Source organism: Vibrio sp. N418 (assembly GCF_000222565.1).
Taxonomy (GTDB): domain Bacteria; phylum Pseudomonadota; class Gammaproteobacteria; order Enterobacterales; family Vibrionaceae; genus Vibrio; species Vibrio scophthalmi.
The window spans coordinates 13,541-32,212 of record NZ_AFWD01000077.1; the positions used below are offsets into that span (position 1 = coordinate 13,541).

General features: G+C 44.4%; 20 protein-coding genes. 10 read left to right on the forward strand and 10 right to left on the reverse strand.

Features of this window, described 5'->3' with window-relative positions:
- The first annotated feature begins 155 nt into the window (after positions 1-155).
- The 3 genes from ligA (at position 156) to RH86_RS16480 (ending at position 4,694) form a co-directional block, all read left to right on the forward strand.
- On the forward strand, positions 156-2,165 hold the full coding sequence (gene ligA / locus RH86_RS16470) for an NAD-dependent DNA ligase LigA (protein WP_009387357.1): 2,010 nt from the start codon (positions 156-158) through the stop codon (positions 2,163-2,165).
- 510 nt (positions 2,166-2,675) lie between these two features.
- Complete coding sequence (locus RH86_RS16475) at positions 2,676-3,830, forward strand: porin (protein WP_009387358.1); 1,155 nt, start codon at positions 2,676-2,678, stop codon at positions 3,828-3,830.
- Between the two features lie 84 nt (positions 3,831-3,914).
- Complete coding sequence (locus tag RH86_RS16480) at positions 3,915-4,694, forward strand: DUF2057 family protein (protein ID WP_009387359.1); 780 nt, start codon at positions 3,915-3,917, stop codon at positions 4,692-4,694.
- Positions 4,695-4,764: 70 nt separating this feature from the next.
- Here the strand turns inward: RH86_RS16480 and RH86_RS16485 are convergent, their stop codons facing one another.
- From RH86_RS16485 to RH86_RS16510, 6 genes are all read right to left on the reverse strand, one after another.
- Positions 4,765-4,944, reverse strand: a complete 180-nt coding sequence (locus RH86_RS16485; RefSeq protein ID WP_009387360.1) for a hypothetical protein — start codon at positions 4,942-4,944, stop codon at positions 4,765-4,767.
- A gap of 243 nt (positions 4,945-5,187) precedes the next feature.
- Positions 5,188-5,637, reverse strand: a complete 450-nt coding sequence (locus RH86_RS16490) for an NfeD family protein (RefSeq protein WP_009387363.1) — start codon at positions 5,635-5,637, stop codon at positions 5,188-5,190.
- Between the two features lie 40 nt (positions 5,638-5,677).
- Positions 5,678-6,598, reverse strand: a complete 921-nt coding sequence (locus tag RH86_RS16495) for an SPFH domain-containing protein (protein WP_009387365.1) — start codon at positions 6,596-6,598, stop codon at positions 5,678-5,680.
- A 152-nt stretch (positions 6,599-6,750) separates the two neighbouring features.
- Positions 6,751-7,605, reverse strand: a complete 855-nt coding sequence (locus RH86_RS16500; RefSeq protein ID WP_009387366.1) for a co-chaperone YbbN — start codon at positions 7,603-7,605, stop codon at positions 6,751-6,753.
- A 325-nt stretch (positions 7,606-7,930) separates the two neighbouring features.
- Positions 7,931-8,758, reverse strand: coding sequence for an SDR family oxidoreductase (locus tag RH86_RS16505; protein WP_009387367.1), 828 nt, complete (start codon positions 8,756-8,758; stop codon positions 7,931-7,933).
- 46 nt (positions 8,759-8,804) lie between these two features.
- Positions 8,805-9,719, reverse strand: coding sequence for a TIGR01777 family oxidoreductase (locus tag RH86_RS16510; protein ID WP_009387368.1), 915 nt, complete (start codon positions 9,717-9,719; stop codon positions 8,805-8,807).
- Between the two features lie 231 nt (positions 9,720-9,950).
- Between RH86_RS16510 and RH86_RS16515 the strand changes: the two genes are divergently transcribed.
- From RH86_RS16515 to yfcE, 5 genes are read left to right on the forward strand one after another with little or no spacing between them, the layout of a single operon-like run.
- Positions 9,951-10,697, forward strand: a complete 747-nt coding sequence (locus tag RH86_RS16515) for a DUF1538 domain-containing protein (protein WP_009387374.1) — start codon at positions 9,951-9,953, stop codon at positions 10,695-10,697.
- Complete coding sequence (locus tag RH86_RS16520) at positions 10,694-11,479, forward strand: DUF1538 domain-containing protein (protein WP_009387375.1); 786 nt, start codon at positions 10,694-10,696, stop codon at positions 11,477-11,479. The genes RH86_RS16515 and RH86_RS16520 overlap by 4 nt, the downstream gene beginning before the upstream one ends.
- Entirely contained in the window at positions 11,469-11,819 is a 351-nt protein-coding gene (locus tag RH86_RS16525; RefSeq protein WP_009387377.1) for a P-II family nitrogen regulator, read from the forward strand. The genes RH86_RS16520 and RH86_RS16525 overlap by 11 nt, the downstream gene beginning before the upstream one ends.
- Positions 11,816-12,223, forward strand: coding sequence for a CBS domain-containing protein (locus RH86_RS16530; RefSeq protein ID WP_005593552.1), 408 nt, complete (start codon positions 11,816-11,818; stop codon positions 12,221-12,223). The genes RH86_RS16525 and RH86_RS16530 overlap by 4 nt, the downstream gene beginning before the upstream one ends.
- Before the next feature lie 47 nt (positions 12,224-12,270).
- A complete protein-coding gene (gene yfcE / locus RH86_RS16535) occupies positions 12,271-12,828 on the forward strand; it encodes a phosphodiesterase (protein WP_009387378.1) in 558 nt (185 codons plus the stop codon).
- Between the two features lie 189 nt (positions 12,829-13,017).
- Here the strand turns inward: yfcE and RH86_RS16540 are convergent, their stop codons facing one another.
- From RH86_RS16540 to RH86_RS16555, 4 genes are read right to left on the reverse strand one after another with little or no spacing between them, the layout of a single operon-like run.
- Entirely contained in the window at positions 13,018-13,296 is a 279-nt protein-coding gene (locus tag RH86_RS16540; RefSeq protein WP_009387379.1) for a SelT/SelW/SelH family protein, read from the reverse strand.
- An 8-nt stretch (positions 13,297-13,304) separates the two neighbouring features.
- Positions 13,305-14,060 carry a sulfite exporter TauE/SafE family protein gene (locus RH86_RS16545; protein WP_009387380.1) on the reverse strand — a complete coding sequence of 252 codons (756 nt, stop codon included), beginning with the start codon at positions 14,058-14,060 and terminating at the stop codon, positions 13,305-13,307.
- A gap of 47 nt (positions 14,061-14,107) precedes the next feature.
- Positions 14,108-14,623, reverse strand: a complete 516-nt coding sequence (locus RH86_RS16550; protein WP_005593548.1) for a regulatory protein ToxS — start codon at positions 14,621-14,623, stop codon at positions 14,108-14,110.
- 9 nt (positions 14,624-14,632) lie between these two features.
- Positions 14,633-15,505, reverse strand: coding sequence for a transcriptional regulator (locus tag RH86_RS16555; RefSeq protein WP_009387381.1), 873 nt, complete (start codon positions 15,503-15,505; stop codon positions 14,633-14,635).
- Positions 15,506-15,769: 264 nt separating this feature from the next.
- On the opposite strand from RH86_RS16555, the gene htpG reads away from it, so the two are divergent.
- Together htpG and adk are read left to right on the forward strand one after the other, a co-directional pair.
- Complete coding sequence (htpG, locus tag RH86_RS16560) at positions 15,770-17,674, forward strand: molecular chaperone HtpG (RefSeq protein ID WP_009387382.1); 1,905 nt, start codon at positions 15,770-15,772, stop codon at positions 17,672-17,674.
- Positions 17,675-18,021: 347 nt separating this feature from the next.
- Positions 18,022-18,666 carry an adenylate kinase gene (gene adk, locus RH86_RS16565; RefSeq protein ID WP_005593545.1) on the forward strand — a complete coding sequence of 215 codons (645 nt, stop codon included), beginning with the start codon at positions 18,022-18,024 and terminating at the stop codon, positions 18,664-18,666.
- Positions 18,667-18,672: the final 6 nt, after the last annotated feature.

Genomic DNA, 18,672 nt, shown 5'->3' on the forward strand with positions numbered 1-18,672 from the left:
GGAGCCTTTTTGTTTTTAATCTCTTTATTACTGGTATCTTCATTCTGAGTTTTCGCGCCAAATGATGATCGCTATTGGGTATTACTTGAGAATCTCAAATCGGGCGGTCATACTCCGTCCATTCGTTTTATTGCCTTTCGAACATTGAGTAAATTATGTCGACAGAAATCCAACAAAAACTCGAACAACTACGCGAAACGCTTCATTACCATGCCGTTCGTTACTACGTAGAAGACAGCCCTGAGATCCCAGATGCAGAATATGATCGCCTGATGCGAGAACTGCTCGATATTGAAGCGCAACACCCAGATTTAGTGACGATTGACTCGCCGAGTCAGCGTGTTGGCGGCAAACCGCTTGATGGATTCGAATCGGTCGCGCATGAAATTCCAATGCTGTCGTTGGATAACGCTTTTGATGATGGTGAACTGGAAAGCTTTCATAAAAGAATGGCTGACCGCCTACCCGCAGCGCGTTTCGATTTGTTTTGCTGCGAGCCTAAATTAGATGGCTTGGCAATAAGCTTGCTCTATGTCGATGGTGTTTTGGTACAAGCCGCCACGCGTGGTGATGGCGCAACCGGTGAAAACGTGACTGAAAATGTCAGAACCATCAGTGCGATTCCTTTGAAACTACGCGGTGAAGGTTGGCCTAATCGCATTGAAGTGCGTGGCGAAGTGTTTATGCCTAAGGCTGGCTTTGACAAGTTAAACCAAAACGCTCTCAAAAAAGGTGAAAAACCGTTTGTTAACCCACGTAACGCTGCGGCAGGCAGTTTACGTCAGTTAGATTCACGCATTACCGCAACTCGTCCACTGAGCTTTTATGCCTACAGTGTCGGTGTGGTGGAAGGCGAACCATTGTCCTTGAGTCATTACCAACGCTTTTTGCAATTGAAAAACTGGGGCCTGCCAATGTGCCCGGAAACAAAGCTGGTTAATTCTTTAGAAGACGTAAAGGCCTATTATCACGATATCTTGACTCGCCGTGATGCGCTGGCGTACGAGATTGATGGTGTCGTGATTAAAGTTGATGACGTGACTTTGCAAGAGCGTCTTGGTTTTGTTGCCCGCGCGCCACGCTGGGCGATTGCTTATAAATTTCCGGCGCAAGAAGAAATCACCACTCTAAATGACGTAGAGTTTCAAGTCGGTCGAACTGGCGCGATCACGCCGGTCGCGAAACTAGAGCCGATTTTTGTTGGTGGTGTGACCGTGAGTAATGCCACGTTACATAACGCCGATGAAATTGCTCGTTTAGCGGTGAAGATTGGTGATAGCGTGATTATCCGCCGTGCCGGTGATGTGATCCCGCAGGTGGTGTCAGTGGTGCTGGATCGTCGCCCTGATTCTGCGCGTGAAATTGTCTTCCCCGCACAATGCCCAGTATGTCACTCAGCGGTTGAGCGTGTCGAAGGTGAAGCAGTCGCGCGCTGTACTGGCGGTTTAGTTTGTCAGGCGCAGCGTAAAGAGGCGCTTAAGCACTTTGTCTCACGCAAAGCGCTTGATGTGGATGGCCTAGGTGAAAAGGTTATCGAACAACTGGTCGATAAAGAGATGGTTGCCACTCCGGCTGATCTGTTTAAGCTCAGTGCCGGCGTGATTACGGTTTTAGATCGTATGGGGCCTAAATCGGCGCAGAATGTCGTTGATGCATTAGTCAAATCTAAACAAACCACATTACCTCGCTTTTTATACTCACTCGGTATTCGTGAAGTGGGCGAGGCGACGGCAGCGAACCTTGCCATGCACTTTAAATCATTGGACGCGGTAATGGCTGCCACACATGAGCAGTTGATCGAAGTGCAAGATGTTGGCGTGATTGTGGCAAGTCATGTGACCGCTTTCTTCGCCCAAGAGAATAACCAGCAAGTGATCACTGAATTGCAGCAGCAGGGGATTGATTGGCCAGCTATTGAAGAGCGTGATGAAAGTGTGCCGCAACCGTTAGCCGGTAAAACCGTGGTGCTAACGGGGTCACTGTCACAATTGTCGCGTAGCGATGCAAAAGCAGCATTGCAGAATTTAGGTGCCAAAGTGGCCGGTAGCGTGTCGAAAAAAACCGATATCCTATTTGTTGGTGAAAATGCGGGTTCTAAATTAGCTAAAGCGCAAGAGTTGGGTATAGAGGTACAAACCGAGCAAGATTTAATCAACTTAATGTAACTAAATTTATCTAAAAAACGCTCTACCACTAGTGGTAGAGCGTTTTTTTTTTTTTGAAAAAAAATTTAATCCTTTTATTTGTGAGAAATAATCTTCAAATAAAGAACCGTGACAATGATCAAACAAAAAATAACACAATTCAAAGAGCCTTGGGTAGTGCGACACACTTCAAGTTGTTATGGTGGTGGTTTTGTTTAACTTATTGTTTTTAAAGTTATTTAATGAAGGTTTGTAAAGTTCAAATAATGAGTGAGATCGAGATCACTACTTTTGAAAAAGTATGTGTTAGCTCATATTTTTTTATAAAGAAATTAAGTTCTGATTGATGTTTTTTGTTGCGAAGTTAGTCTAGGGGACATGGATACACACGGTGTATGCAGTAACTTTAAAATCAAAAATTATTCTAAACCGTAATTGAGATTTTATAAGAATTATCTTCTTCCTTCGGCGGCCAAACTTAAGGGAGATGAAATGAAAACAGCTATATCCCATTTTTTAGGAGTTTTTTCCATGGACAAATTTTTCAAACGCACTCTTGTATGTGCGGCAGTTGCTTCAGCAGCAATGGCTGGTACAGCAAACGCAGCAATTGAGCTAAACGGTCAAGCAGTACAGTTTTACGGTCAAGCGGCTGGTAGCCTTCAGCTAAACAACCCTGAAGTGGGTGATAGCAACACGGTAGTTGAGATCGAATCTCGTCTAGGTGTTCGTGGTACTGTAGAGTTTGATAACTTTGAGCCTAACTTCATTTACCAAATGGAAACAGGCAATGCTTGGAACCGTGGCGGTAACAACGATGGTCTAGGTTCTTTCGGTGGTCGTGACACTTACTTCGGTTTTGATTTCGACGGCGTTGGTTCAATCAAATTCGGTCGTCAACTTGTTGCTGCATACAACTACGTCGATTGGCCACACTCAAACCCAGGTCTAGGTAACGTATTCGATTGGCACAACAAAATTGGTGCTTCTTACCAAGATCGTGCAAACGACAACATCCGTTTTGACTCTGCAACATGGGGTGGCTTTAACTTCCAAGCTACACTAAGTGGTATGGATGCAACGAACGAAGCGATGGTTTACAGCTTAGGTACATCTTTCACTCGTGAAATGTTCAGTGTACATGCTGGTTACTACGGCCAAAGCGAGTACGATGCTAAAGTTGCGGCGACTGGCGCATCTTGGGGCTTTAATAAAGACCTAGCGACTTGTGCTGCAATTGCAGACGCAGACAAAGCTGGTAGCGACCAGTGTTATGGTGTGATCGATGCTACTGAAGCATCAACTAAAAAAGCGGGTGATGTTTCTTACGCAATCGTTGGTGGTAGCTTGTACCTAGGCGACCTAACGCTAACAGCTGCATACAAACACATGAAAAATGACCTTGTAGGTAAAAAGAACGATCAAGATGCTTACTCTGCAACAGCTCAGTACGTAATTGATGGTAAATGGGTTCTTAAAGGTGGTTACGCAGCTACATCTAAAACTGCTAACGGCGGCTACGATGATTCAGCAACAGCAATCACTGCACGTCTAGGTTACTTGCTACCAAGCTCTTACCTATACATGGATATCCGTAACTACGACATGCCAGCTGAAGAAGCAGGTAAAGACGAGAAAGCGGGTGACGCAACGAACATCCTATTGGGTGCAGAGTACTACTTCTAAGCTCAGTCTTATAAGCTAGTCTAACTGTCTTAAATTGTACGAGCACTCATTCGAGTGCTCGTTTTTCTTATCAGGAGATTATAAATGAAGGTAATGAAAACCTTGTTGGCTATTGGTGTAATGACTACTTCATTCGCTCCACATGCAGAAGTTGGACTAAACTTCCATCGCGATCTCTCACCAATCATTATTGATGGTGAAGAGCTGGGATATAGCCTATTTTCAACTTCGGCTCAAACGTTAGACAATGGTACAAACCAAATTGTTTTCCGCATGGCCAAATTGATTGAAAGTAATGGTGGAGAAAGAGAAAAATTTAACTCGCATGCGTTTGTGTTAAGTTTTAATGCAGAAGATATCGATCTCCGCTTAGAACCTGATATGCGTGTATTGCGTGAAAGCGAAGGAATTGAATTTAACAAAAACCCGAAAGTAAAGCTGGTCGATGAAGGTGGCAATAATATTGATTTCACGATTGATCGACTACCTGCTGGCGATGGTCTAATGCGTGACTATAGTAAGGATCTTGCCCATTATAACAAAGCACATGGTGTAACTATGGGGAATAATGCCGAGACTAGTGTGGCGCAAGTTGATGCCGCGGTAGTAGCAACTGCACCAGCAGTGAAAGTCGTGACAGTTAAAACTGGCGAACTAGAGCCTGCGTCCATGATTGAATACTGGATGGATAAGGCAACACCGGCAGAAAATGAACAATTTGTTAGCTGGGCATTTGAAAATCGCTCAATGGATAAGGTAACTCCCATTGAAGGTTCTCAAGCATTGAATATGCTTAGTTATTGGTATGCAGAAGCTAAGGTAGAAGATAGAAAACAAATTCTTGCTTGGCTTATCAGTCAATAAAAATTCGAGTAAAAAGGCTCTAATACCACTTGGTATTAGAGCCTTTTTTCTTGTCAGCGTTCATAGTTTATTAGTATTGGTTAGTCGACAAAACGCCGCCTCGTTCTTTACAAACACCGCTCGGGATATAATCCATTGAGCCATCTTGGTAGGTACAATCCACCCAAGGACCGCGTTCGGTGGCAGCTCCGCCAGCAAATACAGAAAATGACAGTAGCGCAGTACAAAATAGAGCAATAACAGTTTTCATAATAAATCCCCTTATTTTTGCGAGTTATCTCAAATTCCTGAGATAGTTTTAGTATGAAACAAGATCGATAAAGATCAAAAAAAAATGATATTTTTCTGCAACAAATAACTGAAACTTATGATTGATTAGATATTTAGCTATGAAATTAGTTTTTTGCTTTAAAAGATGAGTAGAATGGTTCTTTATTGATACATTTGTAAATAAAAAGGGGCTTTTAGCCCCTTTTTATTGGTTAATGCCGAATTAATTGGCTTGAATGATCAGCGTGATACCATCAATTCCTATTACTTTTACCACCGTTCCCGCTGGTAATGATTGTTCACAATATGCAGACCAAGTTGTATCAGCAACGCGAATACGCGATTTCCCTGCTGGAATATCCTCCTCTAGTGTGATCACTTGACCAACCAGTTGTTTCTCTTTTTGATTGAGTGTTCTCGATTCATCGCTTTCTTGATCTTGTTTTAGCTGACGTCGCCACCACAGCCATGTGGTCACTAGCGCAAAGGCCCCAAAAGAAACCCATTGCAGTTGCCAGCTAAGTGGCAACAACGAAAGCAGCAGGCCGACTAACAGTGCTGATATACCAAGCCATAGCAAGTAACCTGCGGCACCGAGTAGTTCCGCCGCCAACAAGGCTAAACCTAAAGCAAGCCAATGCCAGTGGGTAAAAGTATCTAGTAGTTCAATCACGGCACTTCTCTATGTAATAACGTTATACCAATATGAGCGGTTATTTTTCAGGTTGCTGTTTAAACATTTCAGCAATACCGGCTACAGACCCCATCAATCCCGTCGCTTCGAGTGGTAGCATGATGATCTTGCCATTCTCTGCTTGGCCAATTGCTTTTAGGGCTTCAGTGTAGCCCTGAGCTATAAAGTAATTCACCGCTTGCATATCACCTTGTGCAATCGCGTTAGAAACCATCTCAGTCGCTCGAGCTTCGGCTTCTGCGGCACGTTCACGCGCTTCTGCTTGAAGGATCGCCGCTTGTTTAGCGCCTTCTGCTTTCAGGATATCAGATTGTTTATGACCTTCTGCTTTGAGGATTTCCGCTTGGCGAACCCCTTCAGCTTCAAGAATATCAGCACGCTTATTACGTTCTGCTTTCATTTGCGCATTCATCGCTGCGGTTAGATCTGCCGGCGGCTGTACATCTTTAATTTCGATACGAGTGACTTTTACCCCCCATGGGTTAGTCGCTTCATCAACGATGGCCAATAGTTTAACGTTAATCTGGTCACGTTGGCTAAGCATCTCATCAAGTTCCATTGAGCCGAGTACGGTACGCATATTGGTTAGAGTCAGATTACGAATCGCATGAACGAGGTCGTTAACTTCATAAGCGGCTTTTGCTGCGTCGATGGCTTGCACAAAACAGACGGCATCAATGGTGACATTGGCGTTATCGCGAGAGATCACTTCTTGTGCCGGGATATCAAGCACGCGCTCCATCATGTTGATCTTATGACCAATGCTGTCAATAAATGGAATGATGAAGTTTAAGCCAGGTTTGAGTGTGTGGGTATAACGACCAAAGCGTTCTACCGTCCAGTGGTTACCTTGAGGAACGGTTTTAACACCTGCGTAAACAAAGGCTATAACAACGAGAACAAAAATAGCGGTGGTAATGAGAGAGTAGTCAATGGGCATACTGATTTTCCTTATTTCATGATTGTGACCATTGTTGCTTATTAAACCAGCGGCGACAAATCTAGAAATGAGAGCTATGCCTCTAATTTTGATAAAACAAAGGCCGGAATATCCGGCCTTATCAATGAGATGAATCTATTTTTACTCTGTAATTAGTAGAGGATAGAGTAAAGCTGGCGACGGTATTGCGCAGCCAGTGGGTTTCCTTGACCTAATGCACTGAGTATATCCATAAAGGTCTTTTTCATTTCGCCGTCGAGAGCATTGAGATTTTTTTCAATGAAGCGCCAGATCAGCTCGAGCGCTTCTTCATCACGATTAACGTTATGGTAGTTCAATGCCAAATCCAGTGCTAACTTAGCATTGTCCTGATCTTGGGCAAAGGCACTCTCAAGAGATTGGATCTCAGGGCTATTCGCCGCCTGATTATGCAGTTCTAATTTAGCAATAAGGCTCTTGTAATCGTTATCTTGGTATTCGAGAGGAATATGTTGCAGTTGTTCTGCAGCAAGAGTGAAATCTTGAGTTTCAAGGTAGCAAGCGGCCAGCGCAAGTTTCACTTCTCCTTTTACTAATAATTCTTCTGGGAGCGATTTTAGTAGTGGCAGCGCTTGAGTATGCTCGCCTGCAGCGACCAGTTGAAGAGCGCGATTCATTGTTAGCGCATCTTGACTTGGTAAGTGTCGGTTAAGCATCTCTTCGATGGCACTAATCGGTTGGGGGCCACCCATGCCATCCACGGGTTGGCCTTCAGAAAATAAGGCGATGGTGGGTAAAGCTTGAACACCAAATTGCGCAGCAATGCCTTGTTCTTGTTCACAATTGAGCAGTGCAAGCGTAAACGCACCATTGTAGTTTTGAGCGAGCTGTTGCAGTTGAGGAATGATGTCACTGCTTTCTTGGCTCATAGGGGCCCAAAAGTGGATAAGCAGAGGGGTTTGTCGAGAGCTTTCGAGAACCGGCATAAAATTCTGCTGATTGAGTTCGACGATAAAAGGTGATTGCATTTGCTTTATCCTTGCCAATTATAAGTACTGGGGGCGCTAGTATTGATTCACTTAGGCTGAGCCTATTGCTACTAACAGTATGGGCAGGAAGTGTATATATCAAGTCTCTAAAACAAAAACGCCACTGAATTCAGTGGCATTTTTATTGGCAGCACGTGCAGCGAAGGTGTTTAAAATAAGATAAACAGAGTTAGCACAGCACTCACACATAGCCAATTTAATTTATTTAATGACATCTGCAGGCACCGAATGAAACGCTTATTAATATGGGGTATTTCTACGTTACCAGTGAATCATGCGCTTCTATTGTGACGTATTGATGACATTAAGCGGCTTTTTGCAAAATTTTATCCAACCATCGACTGGGCAATAGGCGCTTTAAAATGGCAAACACCTTGGTTGGTCGTGTGACTCGATAGCGGATCTTTGGCCGTGGTGCTTCAAGGGCATCAATCAATGGGGGGATACAAGCTTCAGGTGGCAGTACAAAAGCATTGTTTGAGCCCTCCTTTTCGAGTCGTTGAATTTGTTGTTTATAGGCGGTTTGATGAACGCTGCCATCAATATCAATCCAGTGCTGAAAGGCTTTTAAGGCATTGGCTCGAAAGCGGGTTTCAATGGGGCCAGGTTCAATTAAGCTAATTTTGATCTCGGTATCGGCAAGCTCCAAGCGCAAGGTGTCACTCCAACCTTCAAGGGCGAATTTAGAGGCGTTGTAAGCACCACGGTATTTCATTGCCGCAAAGCCAAGTACAGAACTGTTTTGTACGATACGACCATAGCCTTGTTTACGCATTACTGGCAGTACGTGTTGAACCAGTTGATGCCAACCAAAAAAGTTACTCTCAAATTGTGCGCGCAGCGCGTCGGTCGGTAAGTCTTCGAGTGCGCCGGGTTGCCCATATGCGCCATTATTGAATAAACCGTAAAGCTGGCCATTGGTGAGCGCCAATGTTTGCGTTACTGCAAGATCAATACTGGCTGAATCGCTCAAGTCTAATTGAAGGCAAGTTAGACCTTCCGCTTGCAGCCTTTCTACATCTTCAGCTTTGCGGCAAGATGCGATCACCTGGTAGCCCCGTTGATGAAGTGCATGGGCAGCGGCGTAGCCAATTCCAGATGAACAGCCGGTGATCAGTACTGCTTTTGACATGAATTCCTTCTCTTTAAGCGACGATATGCCACTCTAGAGTAAAGGATTAGTCGCGATGTTGTAATAAATTTTTTAGTGCAGGTTCAATTCTGGAGTAGCTAAAACGAAAGCCCAACTCGGTGAGTTTTTTCGGCTTGGCTCGGACGCTATCGAAGAGCAACACCGCGCGCTCTCCCATCATTATTTTCAGCGCCCATTTAGGGGTAAACAACAGGTGAGGGCGTTTTAGCGTTCGGGCTAAAGTACGGCTGAAATGACGGTTGGTGACGGGGTGAGGAGCACAAAAATTAAATTCCCCATGGGCATGTTCAGTCTCGAGTAAATAGAGTATACCGCGTACCATATCTAACATGTGAATCCAAGGTAGGTATTGTTTGCCTCGTCCAATTGGGCCACCAACACCGAGCTTATAGGGCAATAACATTTTGCTTAAGGCGCCGCCGTCACAACCTAAAACCACACCGGTTCTCAAGATGCATACTCGAGTCTCCTCTGAGCGCGCGCGATTGGCTATCTCTTCCCATTTTGCACAAACATAATGAGGAAAGCCTTTGCTTTGAACATGCAAGCTTTCATCGAATGGATGCTGTTGTTGATCGCCATAGTAGCCGACTGCTGAGCCGCTGATGAAGACTTTAGGCGGAGTGGTGCTTGCATGAATAAGACTGACAATTTGTTCGGTGAGTTGCCAGCGACTTTGGCAGATGGCTTGTTTCTGTTTTTTGTTCCAACGCTTGTCGGCGATGGGCTCTCCGGCGAGATTAATCACGGCATCAAAATCATTTAAATCATGCAGATCATCCAAGTGGGAGAGATAGGTAATATTGCCTAAATCAGCATGACTGAGAGTTTGCTTCGCTTTATCTAGGTTGCGCGATAGCAGAACCACCTCATGGGTCGTTAAGTGTTTCAACAATTCTCTGCCGACGAATCCAGTACCGCCAGTGATCAATATCTTCATTACATTCTCCTCACTTGGAGTAATTATAGCGATAACCTCGCCACTCGGATCAGAGCGTGCGTGATAATTGTCGCGTTTCAACGGCGAATCAGGAAGTGTAGGGAGTCACAGAATACACATTTTGTTACATCCTATATGAGTGGTGATGCAACCGTCACATACTATCAGTAGGCGCTTTGGCAAGATAGGATGTGGGCAAGATAGCCTACGGGTTAGCAATGGAGTGAGATTATGCTGGAAGTGAGGCAAGCAATAGGCGCGTTACTGCGCGCCATGTTGGGCAGCTTTCGTGATCTTATGCCAATCATTATTGTAATTGCTTTTTTCCAGTTAGTGGTACTACAAGAACCACTGCCCAATCTTCTCTCGATCTTATTCGGCTTATTACTGGTGGTTCTTGGCCTGACATTTTTTATTTTTGGGCTTGAGATGGGGCTCTTTCCTATTGGCGAGACCATGGCGCAAGCTTTTGCCCGCAAAGGCAGTGTATTTTGGTTGTTGATTTTTGCTTTTTGCTTGGGCTTTGGTACGACGGTAGCAGAGCCTGCCTTAACCGCCATTGCCGATGAAGCGGCAGAAGTGGCCGCAGAGGGCGGTATGATCATCAATGATGAGGCGAGCCGCGAGGACTACGCTAATGGTTTGCGGCTAACGGTCGCATTATCGGTTGGGATCGCTATTGTGTTAGGCGTATTACGTATTCTCAAAGGCTGGCCAATCCAAACCATGATTATTGGTGGTTATATCGGTGTGGTGATTCTCACCGCGTTTGCACCAGAAAGTATTATTGGCGTGGCTTACGACTCCGGTGGGGTGACCACCTCAACCATTACTGTACCATTAGTTACAGCATTAGGTGTGGGCTTGGCTTCTTCAATTAAAGGGCGAAATCCGATGATTGATGGCTTTGGCTTGATCGCATTTGCCTCTTTACTGCCAATGATGTTTGTAATGGTCTTTGGAATGGTGGTGGCATGATGGTGCAGCTACTGGATACCTTTATCGACACCGTTGGCGATGTTATTCCTATTGCCACGATTCTATTTGGCTTTCAATTTGCGGTGTTGCGCCGACCTATCGCTAATCCCATCAAAGTGCTATTGGGCTTTTTTTATGTCATTTTAGGTTTGTCACTTTTCTTGCTTGGCCTTGAGTTGGCGCTCTTTCCTTTGGGTGAAACCATGGCAGCGCAACTGACCGCGCCAGATTTTCTGCAACAAGTTCGCATTAGTGCCCAAGAGACATTGAGCTGGATTGATTACTACTGGGTTTATTTGTTCGCGTTTTGTATAGGCTTCAGTACTACCATTGCGGAGCCATCATTGATCGCTGTGGCGATCAAAGCCAATCAGGTTTCAGGTGGCAGCATTCGGGTTAATGGTTTGCGTATTGCTGTTGCGCTGGGCGTCGCGATTGGTATTTCGCTGGGGAGCTATCGAATTGTTGTTGGTGATCCGATTCATTACTACATCATCTTTGGCTATATCGTGGTCGTCATTCAAACTTTTTTCGCACCCAAGTTAATCATTCCATTAGCTTATGACTCAGGCGGTGTGACCACTTCCACGGTGACCGTACCGCTTGTCGCCGCGCTTGGACTTGGCCTTGCTTCTACGGTTCCGGGGCGAAATCCAATGATTGATGGCTTTGGCTTGATTGCATTTGCCAGCTTATTTCCGATCATTTCAGTGATGGGTTACGCACAGATAACCCAATGGTTGAATAAACCTAAACAAGAGGATAAAGAAAATGCGCTTTAAGTTGCTTTTGGCCTTTGTTGAAGACAGTAAAACCGAACAAGTGCTTGATGCCGCGCGTCAAGCGGGCGCGACAGGGGCGACGGTGATCAACAACGCTCGTGGCGAAGGACTTAACCAAAAACGGACCTTTTTTGGCCTGACATTAGAGGTGCAAAAAGACGTGTTGCTGTTTGTGGTTGAAGAGCATTTGGCTCGGCAAATATTAGAGACCATCAGCGAAGTCGGTGAGTTTGATCAAGCATCGGGGCAGGGCATTGCCGTCCAAATAGATATCGAAGATGCTGTTGGTGTTGCCCATCAAGTTGAGCAGTTAACCAAAGTGGTAGAGGATGAATTATGACAACCCAAGAAATCATTCGTGTACGCGATGTAATGACGGGCAACTACGTCATTATTGATGGCTTAACGACAGTGCAGGAGGGGATCCGTTTAGCACGGCAAAATCAAGTTAAAGCCCTCGTGGTCAATAAACGTCATCAAGATGATGAATATGGCATTGTATTGATGAATGATATTGCTAAAAAAGTGTTAGCGAAAAACCGCTCCTGCGAACGGACTAATATTTATGAAGTGATGACCAAACCCGCATTGGGAGTGGATCCCACGATGAACGTCAAATATTGTGCTCGTCTGTTTGAACGTTTCGGTATTAGCCGAGCGCCGGTGATTGAAAATGGTCAAGTGATCGGTATGGTCAGTTACAATAATATTGTTCTAAATGGCATGGCGCGAGATGACGACTAATCGACAATTACGTAGAATAGCCTCAATTATTTTGAGGAGTTGATGTCGTGAAATTGTTTTTTGCCTCAGATCTACATGGCAGTCTGCCTGCTACAACCCAAGTACTACAAGAGTTTGAACGCTCTGGTATCGAGCATTTAGTGTTGCTGGGGGACGTGTTAAATCATGGCCCTCGTAATCCGATTCCAGAAGGTTATAACCCACCCGCAGTGGCTGAATTACTTAACCAATATGCGGACCGCATTATCGCAGTACGCGGTAATTGTGATAGTGAAGTTGATCAAATGCTGCTGTCATTCCCAATGATGAGTGATTTTGCTTGGGTGATGCTGCCAACTGGTAAGCGTTTGTTTGTTACCCACGGCCATCTGTACAACAGCGATAAACGCCCAGCGTTGCGAGAGGGGGATGTGATAGTGCATGGTCACACTCATATTCCGGTTGCCGAACTTAAAGGAGCGCAATTTATTTTCAATCCAGGTTCTGTCACATTTCCACGCGATGGCTTTGCTGCCAGTTATGGCTTACTAGAAAACAGCACCATCAAGGTGAAGAGTTTTGTCGGGGAAACTTTAGCTGAGACGCAATTAGACGCTGAATTTTGAATCGTTGATTTGAATCGTTGTTTTAACCACAAGAGTGGTAATCAAAAAGTGTAAATAGGAAAAGGCACCGCATGGTGCCTTTTTATTTTTTCGAAGCGAAATCGCGGCAAAGTTAAGCTTTATCGCAGCCATTTCATTATCGTAATTGTCTAGTAATGTTATTTACAACGAATGCTATTTATACCAATGCTATTTATTATCGGAATGACCTAAGTCTCTCTCTGGGTCAATCACATCACGCACACGTTGTTTTAGGACTTTGGCTTCAGGAAAGCCGCCATCGCGTTTGCGCTCCCAAATCAGTTGGCCATTGCAAATGATTTCGAATCGACCACCAGTATCGGGGTGAAGAGAGATCGAAGCAATTTCTTCACTAAAGGTATGTAAGAGCTCTTGGCTTAACCAAGTTGAGCGCAGCATCCAATTGCACTGACGGCAATAAAAAATCTCAATATTTGCTTTTTCCATTTCATTTCCTAAATAAGTAGTTTTATGCCCACCAGTAAGGTGAGGATTTCAAAGCAGATTTTAATTATTCGATTACTAAAGCGAGTCGAAAGGTACGCGCCGATACTGCCGCCGACAAACGAGCCAACCAGTAAAAGCGGTAACCATGGCCAATAGATTTGAGCGCCAGCATGCACAATCGCGATGCCGCCAATGCCATTCCAAAACAGACCAACACAGATCATGGTGAGTGCCACCGCTTGCTTGTAGCTATAGCCAAACCAGCGTACTAAAAATAGCGTGACCAGTAGGCCGGACCCTGCGGTAAGTGAGCCATTAATAATGCCGATAAAAATTAAGCCCAGCCCACCGAGTGACCAACCGAAGAAATGACGATGAATGGGTTGGGATTCTTGGCCTAGCTGCTTTTTGAAATAGGAATAGATGCCTAAAGCCAAGATCATCACACCAAGGGCTTTTTCCGCCCAAAAGTCGGGAATCGTCAGGATAAGATTGGCACCAATGATCACCCCAATACTGCCAACAAGCGTGAGATAACAAGCTTCAGCAAAAGAAAACGATTTTTGTTTTAGGTGCGTAAAGGCGGCGCCTAAGCCAAGAGCGACACTGGCGACTTTATGTGTGGCGAGTGCAACAGAGAATGGTAGACCAAAAAACAGTAATAACGGGAATTGCAGCAGGCCTGCGCCTCCACCGGAAAGGGCGGCGAGTATGTTGGCTGTGAGTGAGCCCAGTAATAGGCCAGCGGAATCAATCCAATCCATGATTATAAAAAAGGGAGCGTCATGCCCCCTTGTCATTGTCGTGAGAACTAGTTAGAGAAAAGTACCGTAGAACCATGACTTAAGCTAGTTAAAAGCAAGGTTTTATCGTTGACGATATCAATGCGACGGCTCAATTGTGAGTCCATTTTAAATAACTGCTTAATCAGTTGTAGCTGTACATCAGTGAAATCTTTGCTTTGCGCGGAAGAGACATCTTTAAACTCTTTAGGCGAAATTAGTAGATAGTTATCACTGATTTCCCAATCACCCGTTTCAGAAATATTGATCACGCTATCGCTCTGCTCACTATTGGCAAACAAACGAATCGTCGCTACGCGGATGTAAGTGCCGTTTGGCAGGTATTTTACATTCGAGACCACGTCGACTTTACGCAGCGGACCGACGGTTTCTTCTTGCAGATTATCGCTGATCACGGTGACCATTTTTGATTGCCACTCTTTAGAGGTAATGGTCTTTTCTACTTGAAAATCACTATCTAAGTACAACCAACCACTAAAAAGTACCGATACTGCTAATAAGGCTAACGCTAGTTTCTGATTCATAAATATTCCTTATTGGCAGATATGGTCAAGGTCATTTTGGTCAGAGAAAATACGCACGGTAATGTTCTCTCCAGAATGATCAAGTCGATGAATGTAGTTCAGCACCAACTGATTATTTTGGCCACCAGTGGCGATCACTTCGACGGGCGCCGCTTCATTTAAGTGGGATTGTTTGTAGCGAACCACACACTGCTCAATAGCCGAATACCAATGAGAAAGGTCAGGATGATTAATAGGGGTTTTGACCACGACGCCATCAAATGAATTGATTTGACGAAATTGAGAATCGGTTGGTTTATCGATAACTAATGCAAGCAAAGGCAATAACAATGCAATAGAAATCAACACTTTACTAAATAGAGTGGAGGTCGTTTTTACCGCTGTTTGAGGCTCGAGTTGAGGTGAGGATGTTGGCGGTAATTCCACTTCACGCTCAATCTCTTCGGTCAAATTAATCTCAGGCTCTTGCTCTTCATTGGCCTCATAAGTTGCATTGTCTTGAGGTTCAATGATTGGTGTGTCGCCACTGACTAATGGCGTCATTCGTTCTACAGAGCAGATCAGTTGATAACCGCGTTTCGGTACGGTTTTGACAAATTCCGGCGATTTAGTCGAGTCTTTTAGAAATTTTCGTAGTGTTGAGATTGCTTGAGTTAGGCTTGAGTCATCAACTTCAAATCCTTGTTCACGCCACACGAAGTCGTGTAACTCATTGCGGGTTACGACTAAATTTGGCTTTTCCACCAGTAGAAGAAGGATCCTGCTTTCATTACTACCGAGACGGATAATATCGACATCATTGTCTTTTTCTATCAGTGAGTTGGTGTTTGGATCGAACGTGAACTTGTTCGCCAGATTAAACTTTGTACCTATATTACTCATGCAGTTGGCCTTCAGTTTTGATAGGTCTCAGACATCACTAGTGTCAATGAATGATACGGATCACAATCTTAATAAATATGGATCGCAATTTACAAATATTTTGTTAGGCAGGATAGACAAACTAAAATCAAAAAAACACCGTTTTTATAATTATTGACCTTGAATTTACATTTGTCACCCTCATGTTAATTAACAATCATCATCAAATAATCCTTGGTATGAACAGCCTAGGATCCTGATAAGTATAGATGTTACGGAGTAAACATGAGCGAAACTGCAACACACAATAAAGAGACTCGTGGCTTTCAGTCTGAAGTAAAACAGCTGCTTCACTTAATGATCCACTCTCTGTACTCAAATAAAGAGATTTTCCTACGTGAACTAATTTCTAACGCGTCAGACGCGTCAGATAAGCTTCGTTTCCAAGCGTTGTCCAATGCAGATCTGTATCAAGGTGATGCGGACCTTAGCGTGAAACTCTCTTTCGATGAAAAGAACAACACCCTAACCATTTCTGATAACGGTATCGGCATGAGCCGTGAAGATGTGATTGAGCATCTAGGCACGATTGCTAAATCGGGCACCGCGGAATTCTTCTCAAAACTGTCAGATGATCAGAGCAAAGACTCTCAACTGATTGGTCAATTTGGTGTGGGCTTCTACTCGGCATTTATTGTCGCAGATAGCGTCACCGTGCGCACTCGCGCAGCAAGCCTATCCGCGGATCAGGCGGTTCAGTGGCATTCTGAAGGTGAAGGCGACTACACCATCGAAGATATCCATAAAGAAACACGCGGTACTGATATCGTGCTGCACATGCGTGAAGATGGTAAAGAGTTTTTAAATGAATGGCGTTTACGTGATGTCATCGGCAAATATTCTGATCACATCGGTATTCCGGTTCTGATCCACACTGAAGAACGTGATGAAGAAGGTAAGGAAACTGGCGAGAAGAAGTGGGAGCAAATTAACAAAGCTCAAGCCCTTTGGACTCGTAATAAGTCGGACATCAGCGACGAAGAATACCAAGAGTTTTATAAGCACGTTTCGCACGATTTTGCTGATCCATTGGTGTGGAGTCATAACCGTGTTGAAGGTAAGAACGACTACACCAGTCTGTTATACATCCCAGCGAAAGCCCCTTGGGATATGTTCAACCGTGACCATAAATCAGGTTTAAAACTGTACGTACAGCGCGTCTTCATTATGGATGATGCTGAGCAGTTTATGCCTTCTTACCTGCGTTTCATTCGTGGTTTGATTGATTCAAATGATTTACCACTCAACGTATCTCGTGAAATTCTACAAGATAATAAAGTGACGCAATCATTGCGTAACGCTTGTACTAAACGTGTCTTGACTATGCTTGAGCGCATGGCCAATAACGACAACGATAAGTACCTTTCTTTCTGGAAAGAATTTGGCCTAGTGCTAAAAGAAGGTCCAGCGGAAGACATGGCCAACAAAGAGAAAGTGGCAGGTCTATTGCGTTTTGCCTCAACTGAAGTGGATTCAGAAGAGCAGACTGTTGGTCTTGCGTCTTACATTGAGCGCATGAAAGAAGATCAAGATAAGATCTACTACCTAACCGCAGACAGCTACGCAGCGGCGAAAAATAGCCCGCACTTAGAGCAGTTTAAAGCCAAGGGCATTGAAGTGATCTTGATGTACGATCGCATCGATGAGTGGTTGATGAACTACCTGACTGAATTTGATGGTAAGCAGTTCCAGTCAATCACCAAAGCGGGTCTTGATCTGAGCAAGTTTGAAGATGAAGCTGAAAAAGAGAAGCATAAAGCAGCGGAAGAAGAGTTCAAATCGGTTGTGGAACGCACCAAAGAGTATCTAGGTGATCGCGTTAAAGAAGTGCGTACTACCTTTAAGCTCGCCACAACACCAGCGGTTGTAGTAACGGATGATTTTGAAATGGGTACCCAAATGGCGAAGTTGCTTGAAGCAGCAGGCCAAGCCGTGCCAGAAGTGAAATACATTTTCGAAATTAACCCAGAACATCCACTGGTTAAGCAAATGGCGGATGAAGCCGATGAACAAGCTTTTGGCCGTTGGGTTGAAGTTCTACTTGGTCAAGCAATGCTGGCAGAACGTGGTTCATTGCAAGATCCATCGCAATTCTTAGGTGCAATTAATACCCTTTTGACTAAGGGCTAATATTAGCTAAAAAACAAAAAGCTCGCATCTTGCGGGCTTTTTGTTTGAACGTCAGAGATAAATAGCAAAACATGCAGCGATTAGGCTGAAGTCGTCAGCTGATATAGTGGCTTAACATTCTTTAGTCTTATTAGAGTCGTGCTGCCTGTAAAATATGGTAGACTCAGAAACTTGAATGTGAGTCTTAAGGCGTGTATTTTGCTCGCCCAAACACAATACTCCGTTTAGTGGGTATATACCGAAACTTACCGTCCGCACTTGTTTTAGTTTGCTCAATCAAGCTTGAGTGAATGAGGCATCTGATTGTGAGCTTCGGTATAAATTTCTAATATTAAAGAGGATAAATCATGCGCATCATTCTTCTAGGTGCTCCAGGTGCAGGTAAAGGCACACAAGCAAACTTCATCATGGATAAATACGGTATTCCACAAATCTCTACTGGTGACATGCTGCGTGCTGCTATCAAAGCAGGTACAGAACTAGGCAAACAAGCTAAAGCTGTAATCGATGCTGGTCAGCTAGTTTCTGATGAAATCATCCTTGGTCTTATCAAAGAGCGCATTGCTCAAGACGATTGTGAGAAAGGTTTCCTTCTAGATGGTTTCCCTCGCACTATCCCTCAAGCTGATGGCCTAAAAGAAATGGGCGTTGCGGTAGATTACGTTATCGAATTCGACGTTGCTGACAGCGTGATCGTTGAGCGTATGGCTGGTCGTCGTGCTCACCTTCCTTCTGGTCGTACTTACCATGTAGTGTACAACCCACCTAAAGAAGAAGGTAAAGATGACGTGACTGGTGAAGACCTTGTTGTTCGTGATGACGACAAAGAAGAAACCGTACGTGCTCGTCTAGGTGTTTACCATGAGCAAACCGCTCCGCTTATCTCTTACTACGGTAAAGAAGCTGAAGTAGGTAACACTAAGTACCTTAAATTTGATGGTACTAAGCAAGTTGCAGAAGTAAGTGCAGATATCGAGAAAGCACTGGCTTAATTCTCA